12 protein-coding genes are annotated in these 19951 nt (G+C 46.0%); 2 read left to right on the plus strand and 10 right to left on the minus strand.

The window, feature by feature from the left end; all coding sequences use genetic code 11:
* Positions 1-363: 363 nt before the first annotated feature.
* From HMPREF9420_RS11660 to HMPREF9420_RS14805, 8 genes are all read right to left on the minus strand, one after another.
* The gene (locus tag HMPREF9420_RS11660; protein WP_052297302.1) at positions 364-1950 is read right to left on the minus strand and encodes a glycoside hydrolase family 31 protein; all 1587 of its coding nucleotides are present in this window, start codon (positions 1948-1950) and stop codon (positions 364-366) included.
* A gap of 339 nt (positions 1951-2289) precedes the next feature.
* The gene (locus tag HMPREF9420_RS11665; protein ID WP_007135920.1) at positions 2290-4044 is read right to left on the minus strand and encodes a hypothetical protein; all 1755 of its coding nucleotides are present in this window, start codon (positions 4042-4044) and stop codon (positions 2290-2292) included.
* Between the two features lie 12 nt (positions 4045-4056).
* Positions 4057-5199 carry an acyltransferase family protein gene (locus HMPREF9420_RS11670; protein WP_007135921.1) on the minus strand — a complete coding sequence of 381 codons (1143 nt, stop codon included), beginning with the start codon at positions 5197-5199 and terminating at the stop codon, positions 4057-4059.
* Between the two features lie 2 nt (positions 5200-5201).
* Positions 5202-6635: a DUF4832 domain-containing protein gene (locus HMPREF9420_RS11675; RefSeq protein WP_044079264.1), complete on the minus strand. Its 1434-nt coding sequence runs from the start codon at positions 6633-6635 to the stop codon at positions 5202-5204.
* A 138-nt stretch (positions 6636-6773) separates the two neighbouring features.
* Positions 6774-8345, minus strand: a complete 1572-nt coding sequence (locus tag HMPREF9420_RS11680) for a RagB/SusD family nutrient uptake outer membrane protein (protein ID WP_007135923.1) — start codon at positions 8343-8345, stop codon at positions 6774-6776.
* Positions 8346-8365: 20 nt separating this feature from the next.
* The gene (locus tag HMPREF9420_RS11685; protein ID WP_398394824.1) at positions 8366-11494 is read right to left on the minus strand and encodes a SusC/RagA family TonB-linked outer membrane protein; all 3129 of its coding nucleotides are present in this window, start codon (positions 11492-11494) and stop codon (positions 8366-8368) included.
* Between the two features lie 466 nt (positions 11495-11960).
* Entirely contained in the window at positions 11961-12092 is a 132-nt protein-coding gene (locus tag HMPREF9420_RS14905) for a hypothetical protein (protein ID WP_261794256.1), read from the minus strand.
* A 189-nt stretch (positions 12093-12281) separates the two neighbouring features.
* The gene (locus HMPREF9420_RS14805) at positions 12282-13613 is read right to left on the minus strand and encodes a DUF7833 domain-containing protein (protein WP_007135925.1); all 1332 of its coding nucleotides are present in this window, start codon (positions 13611-13613) and stop codon (positions 12282-12284) included.
* A gap of 339 nt (positions 13614-13952) precedes the next feature.
* On the opposite strand from HMPREF9420_RS14805, the gene HMPREF9420_RS11695 reads away from it, so the two are divergent.
* Together HMPREF9420_RS11695 and HMPREF9420_RS11700 are read left to right on the plus strand one after the other, a co-directional pair.
* Positions 13953-15329 carry a hypothetical protein gene (locus HMPREF9420_RS11695; protein ID WP_007135926.1) on the plus strand — a complete coding sequence of 459 codons (1377 nt, stop codon included), beginning with the start codon at positions 13953-13955 and terminating at the stop codon, positions 15327-15329.
* A gap of 48 nt (positions 15330-15377) precedes the next feature.
* Positions 15378-16136, plus strand: coding sequence for a toxin-antitoxin system YwqK family antitoxin (locus HMPREF9420_RS11700; protein WP_007135927.1), 759 nt, complete (start codon positions 15378-15380; stop codon positions 16134-16136).
* 299 nt (positions 16137-16435) lie between these two features.
* Here the strand turns inward: HMPREF9420_RS11700 and HMPREF9420_RS11705 are convergent, their stop codons facing one another.
* Complete coding sequence (locus HMPREF9420_RS11705) at positions 16436-17671, minus strand: hypothetical protein (protein WP_044079265.1); 1236 nt, start codon at positions 17669-17671, stop codon at positions 16436-16438.
* 36 nt (positions 17672-17707) lie between these two features.
* A complete protein-coding gene (locus HMPREF9420_RS11710) occupies positions 17708-19882 on the minus strand; it encodes a TonB-dependent receptor plug domain-containing protein (protein ID WP_007135929.1) in 2175 nt (724 codons plus the stop codon).
* Between the last annotated feature and the right edge of the window lie 69 nt (positions 19883-19951).

Here is a 19951-nt window from a genome sequence, read left to right on the forward strand (position 1 = left end):
TATATTAATTCTATTAAAATTAACAATTATTTACTTATATTTTATTTTTCATACAGTTAGATAAGGCTGTTCTTTAAGAACCATTTGATATTGAGCATTCTATTCGAATGGAAATTAAATGATGATTTGATGTGTTGTGTTTTGGTTTAGATTGTAACGTAAAATGGTCTAAATTGCAGTGTGAAATGGTTTAGATTGCAGGCTAACCACTTACAAACAAGAATCCCAGCGCTGGCTCGTTGTTAGCCAACGCTGGGATACTGAAGGGGAGTGGAGGATTATTTTGCGATGCAAAAATGGGATGTTTTCGCCCTCTTTTGTCACCCCCTGGCGTATTGAGGGAGCGCAACGGGTGAAGAAAAGCTATTTGCCGATTCGCTCGAAATAAGGCAAACGGGAGAGGGGAACTTGCTGTTTGATGACACGATTGCCACGCCAGACGCGGCCTTGGTCGTCACGCCAGCGGCCGGGAGGAAGGATAATCGTGCGTGAGGTGCCTGATGTTGTCATCGGAGCCACCATGAGTTCGTGGCCAAGCATGAATTGGTCTTTCACGTTGGCATAGCCGTGGTGAGGAAATTCATATTCCAAGTTGCGCACAATTGGCTCACCTGTGCGCGCAGATTCAAGTGCACAAAGTGTGATATACGGCGATTTCATGACATGAAGACGGGCCATGTTGCGCACAATCTCTAAGTTTTCTGCACTTAGAATGCGCCATGGAGCCACCGAAAATTGCATCATCGGCATGAGGGTATGCACCTGGGTAGAGCGCACAATGAGTTCTTGGTCGAACTTATCGGCATCGATGTTGAGGAAGGAGGCAAACGAACCGCCGCCTATCATGTCTGGACACGCAAAGCCATAGCCCAGCAAACCTGCCGAAATCATATCGGGAATGAGTTGTTGAACGGCTTTCCACGAATATTCTTTATCGCCTAAACGCTGCACAAGTGGTTGGTTTCCCATTTGCCAACAGGCACGATATTCGTTGAAATCAAAGCGACATCCCAACTCAGCCCAGCCTTTTGTCTGGTCAACCGAACGCGCGCCATGAACAAACGGACGCAGATCGGCGCGGTCATAAAACGTGTTATCGCCTCCATCGAATTTGAAACCATCGATTCCATAGTCGTGCATCATCTTGCGAAGTGTCTTTTCCAAATAGTCAAGGGCTGCCGGATTGGTGAGGTCAAAGCATGCACTCTGCCCATTCCACCACTGAATGATGGCTGGGTTTCCGGTGGCATCGCGCAGCAACAGTCCCTCTTTTGCCAGCGCGCGATATTCAGGACTGTCGGCAGATACAAACGGACTAATCCACAACATCACCTTAAAGCCCATGTCATGTAGGCTGTCGACCATGGCGCGTGGATTGGAGAAGCGTTCCTCTTTGAAGTCGAAGTTGCCATAATAGCGCTGCCAGTTGTCGTCAATCATCAAGATACCGGGAGGAAATCCGTTGTCGACGATGTGGCGAGCATAGTTTAAGATGTCGGTCTGGTTTTGGTTATACATCAGTTCTATCCACGTGTTGTATTGCGGATTTGAAAAGAAGAGCCCGTCGGGCAGTTTGCCATTGGGAGGAAAATGCTTTCTCATCACACCAAGATAGGCATCGCGCAAGGTCTTTCCTTGCTGCTTAACGCCCACTTTTTCATAGCGTGAATCAAGGTGAATGCTGTTGTTGTTGACCGAGAAGATAAAGGGATTATCGCTCCAAATGAAGCGTCCTTGGTCAGAAATGAGCATCCCCGACACCTGGTTGTTGGCATTTTGGTTGGAAAGATCAAAGGGGGCAAGCGATGAAAAGGGCATCGCCGAGCCAAGCGCTGTTGCTCCTCCCCACCACGCTTCATTGGGCAGCATGGGAATATCGGTGCGCTGTTGGGCCTGCAATGACGAGCAGAGTAGTCCCATGAGCAGTAAAAAAGAATAACGTAGGTGCATGAATATGAAATAAAATGTTTTTTCTTTGAGCATTATAAGTTTCCGTCGGCATGACGATTCGGATGTTCTTGCAGTGGCAGTCAAGCCTCCTTGTCCGAGCCGTTGAATGCCTTTATTTTGAAAATGGCAGTTCATCTGAAGGCTCGGAAAGTCAGCTTTTGCGACAAACAGGTTTTCCAAGATGTGGGAAATGCACTTTTTGTTGTCGGCAAGTCATCCGCGTGATGGGATAAGTTGTTTTCGTTGCTGGCAGACTTTCCGCGGGGTTGGAAAGGCGTTTTTTGCTTTTGGCAAGCCATCCAACCCCTGGGACGCGTCTGTTTTGTGTCGTTTTACCGCCTATTCTGCCACGAAATCCATGGTGAAATGACTGTTTCCTTTCGGTGAAACCACGCCATCTGCAGCCACGTTTATGCCGTCTTTCAAGTCGATGACAACCTTATATTTTCCTGCTGACGTAGGAATGAGGAAACCATCGGTGCCCGTGCGTACGGGAGCGGGGAAGAAACTATTGGGCAAACGATATTTATGTCCGGTAGAAGGATGCACAACATAGAAGGCCACATCACCTCCCCAACCAAAGTTATAGAAGGTACCTTCGTAGCGATTGCCCGTTGTGTGTACCACCGGCAGCACGTTTTCGTCAGACCATACCACAGCCGTTGAGTTCTTTGTAGGTGCCCAACTCCAGCCATCCATATACAAAACATCGGGATAACCGCCTACGGGGCAGGCATAGAAGGCACCGCTAAAGATGTCCATGCGAACATAATATGCACCGCTGTTGCCCTTTAATGTCCACGTAGAGTTACCGCCTCCGTTAAACAAATCAGGGTTGCAGGTGTAGCCAGACAAGTCAAAGTCTGACGTGATTTTCTGTCCCTTTTGCAGTGTCATCGTACCTTCGTAGATGTAAGATTCACCTGCTTTGAGATGTAATTGCTGTCCACAGAAGCCGATAGAAGGCGTTGCTACCATGCCATTTACCGTCACTTTATCGTTTGCAAAGACTAAGGATTTGCCACTACCCGTAATTTCTACGCTCGTGCAAGTGCCCGAAGTGAGATTTGCTTTAATGGTAAACGCACCGCCGGCAGTGAGGTGGAAGCTCTTCGATGCATCGTCAGTAGCCGACTGAACAAGCTTATGTCCGTCCCAAAGGATGTAACCATTGTGGCCACCTTGTTTCAAACGGAAGTTGCCTGCAGCCGTTTGGCCCCACATTCCCACTTCAGGATTGTCGCCTTCAGGGGCAGTCCAGGTGTAGTATGTGTCGTTTTTGCTTTCATATCCGTGCATGCGCATCTTTGTTTTCTCTGTTGTTATCTCGCCATCTTGCCAGTGTCCTGAGATAGTTCCTAAGATATAGTAGCAATCTGTCGTGGGAAGCGGTTTCCAAACATGGCGCTCACCAAAGGAGAGTTCAAACGTTTTAGGATTGAAAGACACCGTAAACGAAGACTCAACGTCGCCACCTATCGTGATAGAATCATTGGCCATTGACGCAATTTCGCCATTCTGCGTTCCCCAATAAATGCCGTTTTTGCTCGTCGTTGTCGAGATAATGCCTTTCACCTTGGCAGGAAACAGCTGCTCGTTGGGCGTAGTGAAGACATCGCCTTGCTTGGTTAGTTCGATAACATTGCCGTTGCCGAGAATGAGATTCAGCGTTTCAAACGTAGGCGTTGATACGGAAGGAATCGTGAAAGTCTCTACCGCCTCGCCATTGCGTGTGTTGTCTAACTTCGCCACCAACAGCAAATCGTCGGTCGAAGCATTCTTAGGCAGTGGTATTTGGATGTTGTCATCCATGCTAAACTGCTTGCCGAGCAACATCTGATACTTTGTAGTCAGGGTGTCACCCTTGCTGTTTAACAACAACAGTTCATAGTGTTCCAGGTTGCGTTCATCGGTTAAGAGGCCCGTGATATCAATCTTGTCACCATATTTATAATTATCAGGCACCACCATAAGGTCCATTTCTGGCTTTGGTCCTGTTTTGTCTTTAGAAACAAATTTATCGTCATTGTCGCTGCAACCCATTACACACAGCATTGCTGTTGCAAGGACAAGATAGCTTATTTTTTTGAACATAATCAATCGGTTTTATGCTTTTATGAAATAGTTTAATTTGAACATCAGCTTCAAAATGAGCAATACCCACACCCCTTGCAGGGTAACCAGCAACACACGATGATAGTCGCCGAGCCATTGGTGGAAGCCAAAGAAGATAGAGTCGGTGATAGAATTGAAGTCAATGTGGTCGCCAATGTAATACGCAGCCAGTGAGTTCATGCCATAGTATCGCAGCCACATCCAGCCTTTTCTGCATCCTTTCACGTCGATAATGTAATAGAACAAGCCCATCAGGATAAAGCAAATGCCTCCTGAAAAGAGGGTCATGGAGCTTGACCAGATGTGTTTGATGATGGGAATCCAAGGGTGCATGCAAAGCGATACGGCAATCATGGCCACACCACCAGCAATGAGCCAGTAGAACTTTTGCATCGCTGTGCGCTCACTTTTCAGCAGATAGCCTGCCAAAGTACCCAGATAAACCGTCACGATGAAGTTCAGAGAACTCATAATCCACGTATAATGATAGGTGGGATCCCAATGCCATTGGTTGCCCTGCCAAATCACTCCATCGCGGAAACGCCCTAACACTGCGCGGTCGATGGCCTCGCAAATGTTGCTGTCGATGGTGAAATCGAAGTTTCCCCAAATGGCAAAGATGGCGATATAGGCCAAGAACGAGAGGCTCACTGCAATGATTTGCGTGCGCAAAGAGCAGAAAACATAGAGGAAAGCCACGGCAACATAGCCCACAGCAATGCTTTGAAGGGTGTTGGAATAGAGGTGTAGTTGTTGCAAGTCAAACGCCAAAAGGTTGCCTTGACAAACCATGCCTAAGATCCAAAGCACCACAAAGCGTTTCAAGATTCGGCGGTAAAAGCTGCCATCAATGCGCTCTCCACGCTTGTAACGTGCCATGGCAAACGGAATCGTTATGCCCGACATGAACATGAACAAGGGCATGATGATGTCCCAAAAGCAGAAGCCTTCCCACGGCAGATGCAACAGTTGACCCATGATGAAGTGGCCAACTGTTCCTTCGGCAGGCTGCATTGTCTCGAGTGCTTTGAGCAAAATGGGCTGCACCAACACGAGCATTGCCAAGTCTGCTCCACGCAAAATGTCGAGCGAAAGCAGTCTGTTTGGCTTTTGAAGTGTAGTGTTTGACTCCATCGTTAGTGCTTAATGAATTTCACAGCTGCCGTACTTTGTGGTGCTGTGCCCGTCTTTTCAACCTTGATAGTAACACCCAGATTGTTGTAACCTGTGGTTGCTTCCCACATCTCTTTATTGGCTAAGCGCACCGCATAGTCGGCTCTTGCAGCGATAGAAGGCTCGGCGTCGGGCAAGAAGAGCAACAACTGGTAGTCGCCTGCAGGGATATCCGCCGGCAGTTGCACCTTGGCCATGAGATTGGTCAGGTGGCGTGGCTTCCAGGTTCGTGGGTCATCAGGCAGCGTTGCAATGTAAGTAGCATCCTTTGAACGCAGGATGAGCTGCACTTTACGTGGATTATACATTGCTGCAAAACCGATATTATAGATAGAAAGGATAGCGTTGAGGTCGCTTCCCGGTGTGAGTTGGGTTGAATATTTACCGCGCATGAGCACCAAGCGATAGCCTAAGTTCATGCGAATCTCATCCATCACGCCGTCTTTCTCCCATTGTTTCAACACCACGCGGTCGTAACCATCGTGCAAGAACGACCAATGCAGCGTCTTCAACTCGTCTAAAGCTGCCTTGCCGCGACTTGGAGGAGTGGTTGACGAGGGGCGAGCCGTCTCACCGCCAATAGGAGTATAGAGGCCTTCTTGTGCCAAATAGGCTTTGTCTTTCGCTACATCCTCATAGGTACCCATGTTGGTTTCATCGGCCATGAAGGCGTCGTTGTGGTGCGCAATGCGTGCCTGTGGACTATTTTTATAGGCAAATGAGGCATCAAGCGGCGTCTGAATGGCCGTGAAGTTACGCTTATAAGCCGGTGTACGCACTTGAACAAAGCGGTCGGTAGGCAGCACCTCCAACCATTTTGCCAACACTTCGTTGCGTGAGGCATTGTTGTTCAGGCCATTGGAAGAATAATACCATTCGCCCCAAGCACCGATAAAACCAGCCTGTACGCAGGCAATGACGTCCTTGTCTTTGGCCAACAGCGGTTTCAGTTGGTCTAAATGTTGCTTGATTGTCACCATAGGTGCATCGGCTTCATCCTTAGATGAGGTGTAGGCGAAACGCAAAATCGCCTTCATTCCAACCTTACGCACGGTGGCTAAATCGTTATCTATCTTTGCCAAATCGGCTGTTGTGAGGGCTTGATTGCGTCGGTCTTTCAGATAATAAACAATCTGAACGAGCGACTCCTGCTCGCTTTTAGCCGTTTTAAGCCGTGATTCAGAGAGGGGAGTAGCCATGTTGCTCTCCACCATAACATACATACCACGTTCAGGATTGAAGAAGTTTTCCTTTGAAGGCGTGTATTTCACTGTTTCCAACTCAACCTTTTCCTTGTCAGGAGTGGGGGTAGGTGTAGGCTTATCGTCGTCACTACTGCCACAAGCCATCATCGAAAGCGACAGCAACAGCACCGATATGTTTAAGAATTTATTCATTTTTTCGTGTTTACTATGATTCATTTTATGTGTATATGTTTTGCGTTTGTCTTGACGTTTACGCTTTGTTACTAAGCGCATGAGATAGCTTTTCATCGCCTGTTGCAAAGGCATAAACGCCAAGATTCGCCGTTTTGATTAATAGCCGGGATTCTGTTTCACCAAGCCTTTGCCATCGGTAATCACCTCAAGTGGCAGCGGATAAATCTCTTTATATTCCTCTGCATAAGGCGATTGGTTAATGGTTTTCACCAAAGGCACAAGGCGATGATAGCGAATCAAATCCGAACGATATTGTCCATTCTCACACCAGAACTCGTGCCAACGCTCTTTCAAGATGGCATTGAGCACGTCTTCGGCGGTTGGATAGTCGGCATAGCTGAGGTTGGGCAAGCCTGCACGGTTGCGAACAACATTCACATTGTCGATAGCCTCATGCAAATCGGCTGTCGAAGCCCCTTGATGCATGCACAACCCTTCAGCCAATGAGAGATAAACATCGGCAAAACGGAACAACACGATATCGATATCGGTGTATCCTCCCGAGCCTTTCACGCCTGTGTCATAGCCAATCTTCAAAGGAATTGGGCCAGCTGCCAATGGCGATTGAGGCGTATTGCGGTCGATAATCGTGCCATCCGAACTCTTATATGAGGTGACCAGTCCTTGACGGCGAGTGTCACCAGGTTCAAAAGAGTTGTAGAAATACCACGTACTTGTAACGGTTCCCCAGCCAGAGCCCATGCCATGGTCGGCATAGTTGGTGGGAAGCACCATCATGTGCCACTGGTTTTGGGTTGGTCCTTCATAGGTACAAGGCAGTGCAAAGATGATTTCCTTGTTGCCAGCACCTTGACCTCCGCGTGCAAACATGGCGTTGTAATCGCTTTGTAGGGCATAGCCATACTGCGATTCCTTTAGTTCTCGTGCCAACTTGATAACCTTGTCATAGTTTGATTTGTCGCCATGTGTGAGGCCTTCAGGATATTTATAGTTGCCCGTTTCATGCAAATAGAGGCGAATCAAGAGCATCTTTGCCAAGCCACGGCTAAAGCGTCCATACTCGGTATTGCCCGGAAGAGGAAGGTGTTCGCCAGCAAAGAGCAAGTCGTCTTCAATGAATTTCACCATCTCTGCGCGCGAAAGTCGGGGCAGCGGCTTTTCGGCCAAGGGGTTTTTCAATACTTCCAATGGCGCAACGACCAACGGACCATACATGTCATAAAGCATATAAGAGAGGAAAGCACGTGCACAGCGCACCTCAGCTTCATACTTTTGTTTTGTGGCTTCATCGAGATTGCTGTTTGCAATGTCGTCAAGCACAAGCGTACAGCGGCTAATCTTCTGCGAATATCCCCCAGAATATTGCTTGTTTCGTGTGTAATAGAACCACGTAATGCCTGTAGTCTCAGGGAAATAGTTTAGTTCTGAGCACTTCTTTTGTTCTCCAAACGTTCCCGTTAATATCCCAGTGGTGGCATCATTGAGGAATTGTATGCCGCGTTCTGAGGTAGAGAACATGCCATCCCACCAGCTTCCGCGCAGAGGATAATAGCAAGAGTAGACTAACGACTCTATATCGCTCTCGGTTTTAGGGAAGTTTGAGGGGTTGATTTCAGCGTAGTCGACCGGCTCTAAGTCTGAACAACTGTTGAAAGTCATTGTCGCACAAGCCAGTAACAGTGCAAATATATAGTTATTCTTTTTCATTGTTGAATGCGTTTAGGGTTTTAGAATGTGATATTTACTCCTATACTATAGGTGCGTGCGTTAGGATAAGCCGCCGTATAATAGTCTGTTTCTGGGTCTAAACCCTTGTAGGGAGTGAGGCAGAAGAGGTTACTTGCACTCAAAGAAAGGTGTACACGTGAGATGTATTTCGTCTTTGCAACCCACGCTTTAGGCATGTTCCAGCCGAGTGTGATATTAGAAAGGCGCACAAACCATGCATTCTGATAATACCAGTCGCCGTGGGTGTAGGTGGTGTTCCAGCCATTGAAGGAGCAAGGATACTTCGTTGAAGGGTTATCCCAGGTCCAACGTTTCTTGATAATCGTTAGTGCATTGTAGCCATATTGCGCTAATTCGCCTCCACCAAGGCCATAAGTCATCTCCGTGGGGTCCTCCATTCGTCGGTCAAACATACCGTTAAGTTGGAAACTTAGGTCAAAATCCTTATAGTTAAAGGTGTTGACCATGCCGGCCATCCAACCCGGATCTTGAGACCCAATGAGTTCAACGTCGGCGTCATCAATCTTTCCATCGGGGCCACCTGTAAGGATAAAGCGTCCGTTAGCGTCTACTTCGGGCTGACCATTTGCATCACGTTTATAGCCGTTGAGGTCTTTGATGACCAACTCTCCCGGGCGAAGATCGGGCTGAGCTGCCGGTACTGTCTCGCCAATCTGCAAGATGTGGTCGGCACGACGCGAATAGATGGGGCGTATAGGGTCGTCAACTTTCTCATAGACAGCAGGCTTCCAATCGGGTGTACGCTCTTTCCAGCGGTCCTTATATGTAGTGAAAGTGAGGTTGGTTGTCCATTTGAAATCACGTGTTTTGACGTTCGTGGTGTTGATAGTGATTTCTAAACCCGTGCTCTGTGTCTTGCCAATGTTCGCCATTACGCTTGAAATGTCGTGGTAATAGTTCAGTGGTTTGTAGTTGAGCAAATCTGAAATCACACGATGATAGAACTCTACACTTGCCAAGATTCGATTGTTCAGGAAACCAAAATCGAGTCCAAAGTTCCATTCAGTTGTGGTTTCCCACTTCAAGTTTGGATTCTCAAGTTTGCCTTGGAAAACACCAATGAGTTGCGTGTTATCACCGCGGTTGTAGGCGGGTTGAGCATAATAGCTTGCAAAGGCATTAGAACCAATGTCCGAGTTACCCGTCTGTCCCCAGCTGAGGCGCATCTTACCCATGGTCAACCACGAGGCAAGCGGCTTCATGAATGGCTCTTCTGAGAAGGTCCAGCCAAGTGCAGCAGAAGGGAAGTAGCCCCATTTGTGGTTCTTGGCAAACACAGAAGCGCCGTCAGCACGGAAGGTTCCAGTGAGATAGTAGCGGTCTTTGAGGATATAGTTTACACGGAAGAAGTAGGACTCCATCTTGTTTTTAGAACACCCTGAGCCTACCGACTTCGTACCAACACCGGCATTCAGGTTGTTGTAGATAAAGCCGTCGGTCAGGAAGTTGTTGTTCCCTGCGTTTGAAGACTCTACATTAAACTGTTCAAAAGATGTTCCGGCAAGCAGATTTAGCTTGTGCATCTCCTTGAAAGTCTTGCTATATGTGGCAGTCGCCTCAAGCAAATACTGGTTATTGTCGGTGGTATAGATGTTGGCGTTACCTTGAAGATTCTTTCCCGACAAAGTTGTTTTAGGCTCATAAGTCTTACGACTGATGTTGGCTCTATCAAGGCCTGCGTTGAGTTTTAGCATCAAACCATCGAGTGGGCGGGCTTCAACATAGATGTTACCGAGCAATCGGTCAGTGCGTCCTTGGTCTACATTGTTGAGCAGAGAGTAGGGGTTAGGCTGCGTTCCTAATAGGGGATTGACAGGATAAATCTTTCTCACGGGGTCGTAAGCCAAGATATTTGGTCCCATCTGTACAGCCGAACGGATGATGCCCGACTTCTCATATTGCTTTGATCCCAATTGAGTGTTGTCGTTATCAATGCGTGTGAGCGTCAGGTTTACACCGGTTTTGAAGATATTTAAGAAGCGTTGATCAATGTTACTCTTCACGGTATAGCGCGTCATTCCAGAGTTTTTGATGATACCTTCATTGTCATAGTAGTTCAAAGAAATCATATATTGTGTGTCTTTTGAACCGCCCTGAATGCTAAGGTTGTGCTCTTGAATGCGGCCGTTGCGCGTAATCAGGCCCACCCAGTCGGTGCCCTTGCCAGCAGCTTCGATTTGAGCGTCGGTGTAAGGACGTGTATATGCCAAGCCACTCTTTGGTGCGGCAAGCGCCTCTTCGAGTGTTCTTGAACCCCAAGGACCAACATTGTTTTCCCAAATCCAATATTCCCAACTTGCTTTGTTCTTCTCAATCATCCAGTCATGTAGCGACAACATGTCATATTTATCGCTGTAACGCTGGTAACTATAGTTGTATGAATAGTTCACAATCGCCTTGCCTTCGCGTCCGCGTTTGGTGGTAACAATAACCACACCATTGGCTGCTCGTGAACCATAAATGGCTGTAGCCGAAGCGTCTTTCAACACTTCTATGCTCTCCACATCATTCGGATTGAGGAAGTTGAGCACGCCCTGCGTTCCAGGATCCATACGGTCGTTGTTGCCCTTTTGCTGGTCGAGTTTCGCAATAGGAAAGCCATCGACAATATAGAGTGGGTCGTTGCTGGCGTTCACCGAACCTGCACCACGGATGAGAATGTCAAGACCGCCACCAGGTTGTGCCGAGTTTTGGCGCACATACAAACCTGCTGCCTTTCCTGCAAGCATATGGGCTGCCGAGGCAACACCGGCTACTGCAAGGTCGGTTCCCTTGACACTGGAGACTGCTCCCGTAAGATCGCGCTTCTTCATTGTGCCATAACCAACCACAACCACCTCGTCAAGTCCCTGCGCATCCTCTGTCATGGTGACACGCATCGCATCACGTGCCTTCACGGTTTGGGTCGCAAAACCTACATAAGAGATAGTAAGGGTGTTGCCGGGGGTAACAGTGAGCGTGAACTTTCCGTCGCCATTGGTGATTGTTCCCGACTTTTTGCCGTGCTCAACTACGGTCGCTCCCACGATGGGTTCGCCGTTGGCATCGGTCACAGTGCCTGTAATTGTGCGTTGAATTACTTTCGATGACTGCTGCTGTGCCATCATTGCTTCGTTGATGTCAGCCACTCGATGACCCTCCAAGGGGGAGGCCATGAGACTTAAGGGTGCCATCAACAACAAGGTGGATAAAGAGAGATGCATTATAGGCATACGTCTCTTACCATGTTTAGAGTTTTGTAGCATATTGTTTTAAGTTAATATAGATATGTCTTAGTTGATTTTTAGTTACAATTCCGTCGCACCTTTATGTGGCTTCTACTCTGCTTTGCGTTAGTTTTAGGCCATGGTCAATCATAGTTGCTTGTTTAGGTATCGATGAAAATAGCAGACGCAAATTTAATAAAAATATTCAACCACACCAAAAAACGCCCCATTTTTTCTCCCGAAATCTTAGACTCTTCTCTCCGAATTGTGGGCGCTTTGCGGTTGCGAGCATGTGTGTATAGAGGGCAACGCTGTAGGCATTGTACGTGTTCTCGCTCTGTAACTATGCAAGAGAACGAACCAAGTATCAAGCAACGCTGTAGGCGTTGTACCTTTGATAGCCCAGGGTTGCCGAGCGATAGCGTAGGCTACCCTGGGTTGTGAGAGTGCGTGGGGGTGTCAACGCTGTAGGCGTTGTACCTCTTCTGAACTTCTTCATTTAATAGGATTCATGAAAGGCCACGCTAATTGTAAAAGGTACAACACCTACGGCGTTGAACTTCGTCTGTGAATCACCTCCCCTGGATAGGCTCGTTCCTCGCCAAACCTATACTATAAAATGGTTATGGCTGTTTACCTTACATTGCCTCCTTGCATCACATCTCATAATATTGTCACGCACTTCGCCTCATACGCTACCCACATTGCGACCCACTTGTCGTGTGGGCGCATGGTCGCAGCCTTGTTCCGCCTGATGGTTTTGCTCGTAAAAGTGGTTTTGATAGGCCATGAAGCGGGCGCGTGTGTTGCTGCCGGGACGCATGAGGTTGGCCAAATAGTCTTTGGCATCGGCCGCACTACGCATGGCTTTCCCGTGCATCTGACAATAGTGCCAGAACCAGTAGAGGAGGTTGCGGCGCAAGGTGGGATTCTTGTGCACGGCAAGATTGGCCATGTGTTCGAGGCTGGCCATGTAGTCCTCGTCGTGATAGAGTAGGGTGAGCAACTCACGATTGATGCTTAGTGGGGCCGAAGTGGCTGTAGCTGAAGGCTCGGCAGTGGGTTGCTGAGTCTTGGTGGCAGGCGGAGTGGGTACTTGGATGGCTGCTTGTTCCCGTTTGGCAGCGGCAGCCGAAGCCTGCCGAATCTTTTTGCGCAAGGTGTTCACGAAAGCATTTGACGATAGCGTAGCCGCTGTTGAGCCATGGACTATTGGCGATGGGGCAATCGAAATGGCTGGCGAAGCCTTTGAATCAGCGTCGGCATCGGCGTGGTTTCTTGCATTTCTCGCGACAGAAGCACTTGATTTAGGCTGCAATTCAGCCTGTTTTGCATGGTCATCTGTAGCTTTTTCTATTCTTGAAGCGGCCATTTTTGCCCCTTTGACAGCCGACTTTTTCTCGCTGCAACAGCGCCTTTGTGTTGTCTTTGCCGTTGATGGTTGAGCCATGGCTGAACAAGTCTTCTTGGCATCAGCTTCCAACGACTTATTCTTTTCAAAAACATCGGCGGCGACGTCGAACTTTTCTACTTCTTTTTCTTCGTCTTTTATTTGTTCTTGTTCTTTGTTCTTGTTCTTAGAAGGGTTAAGTTGCTGATTATCAGATGTCTCATTTGTTAATTTATCTAAATTTGTTTTTATTTTCTCTTTTTTTGTAGAATTTTCGCGGAAAAATTGAGTTAAATACGGACTTGAAAACACCTGGTTTCCGGGTTCGATAGTGAAGAGCGAAGGAAAGTCGCCAATGAGCTGCAAGATGAAACTCTTGTGGCGGTGGCAGGCGCGTGCAATGTCGCTCACAGCATATATCGGTGCGCGGCAATCGGTACGGCGTTCGACAAGAAATTTCATGATATAAATCACGATACCCCAGCCTTCAAGACCATATTTTTCTTTGACAACAGTCATGTCAAAGTTATTAAGCATTTCAAGATCTAAGCGCACAAATACGTTTGTTCGCTTGCAGTTGCGGAGCATTGGGGATGCCGCAGTCCCTTGTTGGTTTGTATGCTTTACCATGATGAACGGGTTAAAGATTGATTATCCTGAATAATTTATTTGCAATCGCTATGTTGCCACGGAGTGTGCCGAATGATTTCAGGCGGTCTTGCGTGGGGGGATAGCTTCTGCAAAGATACAAAATCTCACCCTGCGTTTGCAAGTTTTTGAGGAGGAAAAATGGTGGTCAGGCGGCGTGTATCATACGATTGTATCACATAGGCCTTGATTTTAAGACAATTTTTGCAAGCGTGCGAGGCATGAGAAATGATTTTTTAGGTCGGAAATTTGGATGTTTTCAAAGAAAGTCTTACCTTAGTGCCGCTTTTTAATATTTGATAAAAGTTATTCACTCAACGCATGACAAAGAAGATAAAACCTATAAAGTGCCCGCAGTGTGGCAGTGAAAAGTATGATGAAATAGGCGAAGAGAAGTTTCGTTGCAGGAATTGTGGCACCGAATTCTTCCTTGACAACGACGATATCAACATCAATGTGAATCATCATTACAACTTCGACTCGGGGCAAGCAGATAATTATAACCCATTTGGTGCAGAGAGAAAAAAGTTTATAGCGATAGCTGTTGTCCTTTCTTTTCTGTTCTTGTTTGTGATTATCAAACAGCTACTCTTCTCTTCTTCAAATAGTTATGACTACCTTGGAAGCAAGGCTGATTCAATCACTGTGGATGAAAACTATGAACAATATGCGTTGTTGAGTCATAAGAATAAAGCCTATATTGTCTATTTTTCGCATCGAAATTATCTCTCCTATAAGTATGAGGACAATCCAAAATACGTCAATGGCTATTACATTGGTTTGCGCGATGTGAAGACAGGTGAAATCGTTAACGAGAAGTTTCTGGTTTCAAATGAAAATGCTGACAAGCAAGGTTACAGGGAAAATAAAACAGATTTGCAATATTTCTATCAGGCAAAGAAGTTTTATCTCATTGTGGGTGGCCACTATGTATATAGTATCGACCCCGCAAACTTAGAGATAAAGAACATCACAAAGTCTATGTTTGAGGGCAAAAAGGTAATGGAATCGGGGTTCTCTAAAATTGATTTTATCGATAAAGACAATGGAGAGGGCTTCTTGGTGAACGACACTAAGGCCGTACCTTATTATTATTTCCCTGCCACCAACAGGCTTTATGACGACGCAGCCTTTTCTTATGCGTGCATGCTTCCACCGAGTGAGTTGAATGGAGAGATGCGAGATTCGACAACATATTTCTTGAAGTTGTATAAGTCTAACGCCAATTCAAACGAAGATGGGTTGCTACAGCTGTGGCATCTAAGCTTTGTTTTCCACAATGGTGACCCGCAAGAATTAGACGATTACCTTTATAGGAGTCGGATATTCCCTGAAAACATGGGATATCGTGCACTCAGTTTTGGTCCTTCTACGGATAAGATTGAGGGCTTCAATGGTGCACTTCCTTTTGCCGACAACCAGTATATCTTGCTTTCTTTCAATCCAAATGTCACGGCAAATTCCAATACTATCTATCAGTTGCGTAGCACTCGCGACGGTGTTTTGTGGACAAAGGCAGTGCCAGCAAATGTGAAATGCAACGAATGTGCAGTGCGCAGTGGAAACAAAATATGGGTGATGTGCAGGACTGATGCTTCAAATGGTTATCATAAAACACTCTATGGGTTTGATATTAAGACTGGGCAGGTGGAACGAGGTAAGGATGTTATAGACCGATATTCATTCAAACCAGAATAAAAAATGTTGCCCTCAACGCGGTTACAACAATAAAAATATAAAGCAACAATGAAGAAAATATTGTCAGTATTAGTGCTTTTGCTTGGGTTTACCACCCTTCAAGCGCAAGAGAAATACATGGAACACGATGCCGATGGCAAGCTACGCGTGTCAGGATTTATTGATAAAAAGACCAAAAAGCAGGTGGGACATTGGGTCACCTACGGGCAAAACGGCCTGAAAACCAGTGAGGCCGACTATGTGAATGGCGAGAAAGATGGCCGTGCTTACGAGTATGATAGCTTCGGACATGTTACTCTTGTCGAGACCTATCGCAACGGAATATTGGATGGTTTGTTTCTACAATATTATGATTCTGAAAGTAAGAACGCGCAACCTAAATTGTATGTGCGCTCCTTCTATCGCGATGGGCAGAAAGAAGGCTCGGAGATTGTCTATGAAGTCAATGGGGCTATCCTCCACAAACGCCGCTATAAAGCCGGTTTAATGATGACCGACACGAGCTATGTGGGCAATAAAGTCTATTACACCTCACTGAGAAAGGTGTCTGATCCCGATAGTCCTGATGGCTATCGCTATAAAGAGGTGGTGGAATCTGCCCCTTATGGTATTGCCTCTTCGGCTCCCACGCATTATGGAAACGTGGCCCCGAGACGCACACCACGCACAAACAAGCCGGTAAAGGCAGCTCTCAAGCGGTCTGCAGCGCCTAAAAAGGCTACTCCGGCAAAGGCAGAACCGACGCCGAAACCAACGAAAAAAGATAAGTTGCAGGTAGGCGCTGATGGCTCAATCAAGTTGGGTTAAGGGCAAGGGGTATTGAGCTCTTACCCAAAAATGATTTTAGTGGGGTTGCGCTTTAGTGTGAATGATACCAAGAAAGCAAAATGAGTGGCGAGTTGTTTCCCTCATTCAAAATATTAACCCGAGGTAGCCTATACTGTTGTTTGGCAACCTCGGGTTTTCAAAACCTCAACGCGTAGTGAGTTGTTTCTTATAATTCTCAAAGTGGGATGTGTCAACTTTCATCGTGAGCACATCAATTTTTGCCCATGCTTTTGGTGAAGAGGAACGCTCTTCTTAGGCTTTCCAAAAGCTAAAAGCTATTATTCAAAGCTGTGGAAGAAGCTTGGATTGCCTTGAGTTTGAATCACAGGGCCAGCCACTTCTTTTGTTTTGGGGTTGTAAGTGTAGAAACCTGTTGCCTTCTTATTGGCACTTCCAAACACAATCAGGTCTTTATATTTGGCTACAGCGATACCTTGTGGGTTAGAAATCTCCGTGTTTTTGATGACACTTAGTGTTCTTTGTTTCAAGTCTATGACTACAGGAAGGTTGGAAAGTGTAAGGTATGGATTGTCCAAGGCATGAGGATCTAAGCCAAACGAGCTGATATAGGTATAGACTTTTCCGTCTCCTGCATACATCACTGTACAGATATAGTCGGCATGTTTCGTAGAAAGGCCACTCACTTCTGTTTGATCAAGGCGTATAGAATAGTTTGGATCAATGTCGGTTGAGCCATTCTTGATACGTGCAATGCCACCATGTAATTGAGGAAGCATGCCAAATGATCCCATACAATTGAAGTATATGTCTTTGTTTTCGTCCATAAAGATAGAGCCAGCATCAATGGGGCGTGTGGCAAAACACATGCCTAAGCTTTCATTTACGATATGTTTCTCTACCTTATCTGTCTTGGTATCAATCATGGCAAACTCTAATTTGTTGACCGTAGGCATGAATTGGGCATTCATTTGGCTAAGTCCTACAAAGAGTTTTCCGTCGCGTATAATCATGGCGGCAGGCGAAACTCGCGCTCCTTGTTGGGCATAGCTGTTGAGATCAATGTCTGCAATCTTCTTCATTGTCGTTGGATTGAACACCATCACAATGCCTATACCTTGTAAACTCACATAGGCCTTTTCCTTATTCAATTCAACAATGTTGCAAGCTGCGGCATTTGCTGGAATCTGAAGTGCTCCTTTCTTCAGCCATTCACCTTTTTCGTTGAGATTATAGCATTTGATTTCAGCTTTCGTATTGCCCATGTAGTCGGGAAAAGCATAGATGTTGTTTGACTCAGTTACGATAGGTGTTGAGCCAAATCCAACGGGAATAGCGTTTGTATTGCCGTAAGTGCCTGGCAGAAAACCGGGTAACGCTTGCATATAGACATTGCCACCATTGCCTTCGGGATTAGTAATGCCGGCAGCAAAAACTACACCTTTGAAACTGCCCTCACCGCCTTTGGGTGCAGGAGGATTGTCATTGCCCTTGTCACATGAAATAAAGAGTGACGCCAAAAGGAGGGCTGAAAGAGATAATTTGAAAATTTTCATCATTAAAATGATTATTAGTAATATAATATAAAGTTTCTATTTTAGCAGGTATCTCACCTTGAATGCAAAGTATCTTCCGGGTAGTGGACGATTAAACTCGGACACAATGTGGCGATTAGCCAGGTTTTTTATCTTGAACGTAAATACCCATTGGTCATCGTTTAGACTGTGTTCTATGGCGGCATCCATTGTAAATGAAGACGGAATCTTCTTATCCTGATAGCGACTCACTTCAAAATCATAGTAGAATTGATGCACATAAGAGGCATCGAAGAACAAACGAGTGTTTTGATTCTTGCCTCCGAAGAGGTTTTCTTTATGATATTCAGCTCCAAAGTTACCCATTAGATAAGGTATATTGGGTATTCGCTTCATATAAGTGGGGTTTTCTACTGCCGTGCCTGGAATCATTTTGCGCACATCGCGTAGGTCTTGATACGTTCCATTGGCATAAAGATAGACCGAAGAACATACATCTGCTTTCACATCTAACTCTATACCACGTGTGCGAACGCTTCCAAAATTGCGATAACGTGCCATTGTTGGAATCAAGTCGGGGGTGAATCGAATCATGTCTTTGAGTTGATTGTAAAAGCCATTAAATTCAATTTCTACCAATCCTCCATTCTGTTTGATATGCCGATACATCATGCCCACATTCACTCCCGACGTGCGTTCGGGTTTCAAGGCAGGCGAAGCGAGGATAGAATAGCCATTACCTATGAGCTCTTCATTGGTTGGAATGCGCACTTCTGAATTGAAAGAAGCCTTCACCATCCAGTCATTTGTCAACTTATATCGCATGGCATCATTGAATCCAAAATAAGATTTCGACACGCTTACTGGTTCAGGTGCGCTGACAGAATAAACGTTTATGGAGCGCGAATGAGAAGAAAACTTATAGTTTTTCAGCGTAAACGCATTTTGAAAACGGCCTTCGAAGAGCGTTAAATCATAGGATAAGGCTAAGGTTAATGTGTTCATGCGGCTTGGGAAGTTAGATTGAAAGCCCAATGCTTTGTCCATTAACGGGTCTTTGGGACGTAGTGAATTTCGGTCGAAATAAACGTTTAGATTTACACCATGGTGCTTGTCTATCGTGTATTCTAAATTGAGTTTAGACGTCAATTCTTTTGAATGGTTGTTTCCATCCGAGGGATAGTTGTTTTGTTCTCCACCATAAGGAGAGACCGGAGGTAGCTTGTTGCCATCCCAATCATAGCGGTTCATGGCCTTATCACATAGGCCATACCTGCCAATTGCATATCCGATGTTGAAGTCAAAGTCAAGTCCGTCTAAGAAAAAGTTCTTTCGTTTCAGCGTGAGTGCAGTCACTCCAATAATAGAATGGTTATAAGCTTCGCGCACATCAAGGTCGATTCCTTGTATCTCTTGACGTGTTTTGAGAAAGATAAGCTCCCATTTCATTTCGTCAAACCACCATTTCGTGGCCTTGAGTGACATTCCTGTCATGATTTTCTTAAAGGTGTCATGGTCTCTTTCAACCATTCGGTTGCCTACATTGGATAGCAACATCTTGTAGTTGTTCTTTGAAAACGAGAAAGCGCCACCTATTCCAAATTGTAATCCGCTTTTTTTATCCGTACGCTTAAACACTGTTGACACCTGATGGGTATTGAAAGAACCCAGTTCATAGGAGAAATCGAAGTACACAGGGGGGTATTCTTTCGTCACCACATTTACGGCTCCACCTAATGCCGCACCACCAAACTTATAAGGAACAATGCCTTTATACACCTCAATGCGTTCTATCATGTTGGTAGGAATGTCGTTGAGTGTTACAAAGTTATTGAGTTGTGACATTGGGGTTTCATCGACAAACATTCCCATTCGCTTTCCTTCCAAGCCGCGAAGAGAAATGCGCGAGGCGCTCCCTAAGCCTCCGGTGTTGCGGATAGTGACGCCAACGGTGCGTGCAAGGGCGTCATTGATGTTGGATGCTGTGCCTTGTAACTGGCGCTGACCAATGACAGATATGGGCATAGCCGACTCTTTTAGTTTCCTAATTTCACTACGAGCGGTCACCGTAACCTCCTTGATTACTACCGTCGTGTCTAACGTTACAGGCTGTTGTGCAAAGGTGTTAACCCCAAGAAACAGGCCTAAGGCAATCAAACAACTTCTTCTTTTGGAGCGCGAAAGCGGTGAATGTACATGGTTGAAGGGTTGTTTTTTTCTTGTATTGTCCATTAAACTTTTCGTTGATATGGTTTTTAATGATTTGTAGTATATGTCTCTAACATTAGTTGTACATGATGT

Source organism: Segatella salivae DSM 15606 (assembly GCF_000185845.1).
Taxonomy (GTDB): domain Bacteria; phylum Bacteroidota; class Bacteroidia; order Bacteroidales; family Bacteroidaceae; genus Prevotella; species Prevotella salivae.

Coding starts and splice junctions, on each gene's coding strand:
- HMPREF9420_RS11660 (WP_052297302.1), bottom strand. CDS start 1,950: ATGCACCTACGTTATTCTTTTTTACTGCTCATGGGACTACTCTGCTCG.
- HMPREF9420_RS11665 (WP_007135920.1), bottom strand. CDS start 4,044: ATGTTCAAAAAAATAAGCTATCTTGTCCTTGCAACAGCAATGCTGTGT.
- HMPREF9420_RS11670 (WP_007135921.1), bottom strand. CDS start 5,199: ATGGAGTCAAACACTACACTTCAAAAGCCAAACAGACTGCTTTCGCTC.
- HMPREF9420_RS11675 (WP_044079264.1), bottom strand. CDS start 6,635: ATGAATAAATTCTTAAACATATCGGTGCTGTTGCTGTCGCTTTCGATG.
- HMPREF9420_RS11680 (WP_007135923.1), bottom strand. CDS start 8,345: ATGAAAAAGAATAACTATATATTTGCACTGTTACTGGCTTGTGCGACA.
- HMPREF9420_RS11685 (WP_398394824.1), bottom strand. CDS start 11,494: ATGATGGCACAGCAGCAGTCATCGAAAGTAATTCAACGCACAATTACA.
- HMPREF9420_RS14905 (WP_261794256.1), bottom strand. CDS start 12,092: ATGAAGAAGTTCAGAAGAGGTACAACGCCTACAGCGTTGACACCCCCA.
- HMPREF9420_RS14805 (WP_007135925.1), bottom strand. CDS start 13,613: ATGGTAAAGCATACAAACCAACAAGGGACTGCGGCATCCCCAATGCTC.
- HMPREF9420_RS11695 (WP_007135926.1), top strand. CDS start 13,953: ATGACAAAGAAGATAAAACCTATAAAGTGCCCGCAGTGTGGCAGTGAA.
- HMPREF9420_RS11700 (WP_007135927.1), top strand. CDS start 15,378: ATGAAGAAAATATTGTCAGTATTAGTGCTTTTGCTTGGGTTTACCACC.
- HMPREF9420_RS11705 (WP_044079265.1), bottom strand. CDS start 17,671: ATGAAAATTTTCAAATTATCTCTTTCAGCCCTCCTTTTGGCGTCACTC.
- HMPREF9420_RS11710 (WP_007135929.1), bottom strand. CDS start 19,882: ATGGACAATACAAGAAAAAAACAACCCTTCAACCATGTACATTCACCG.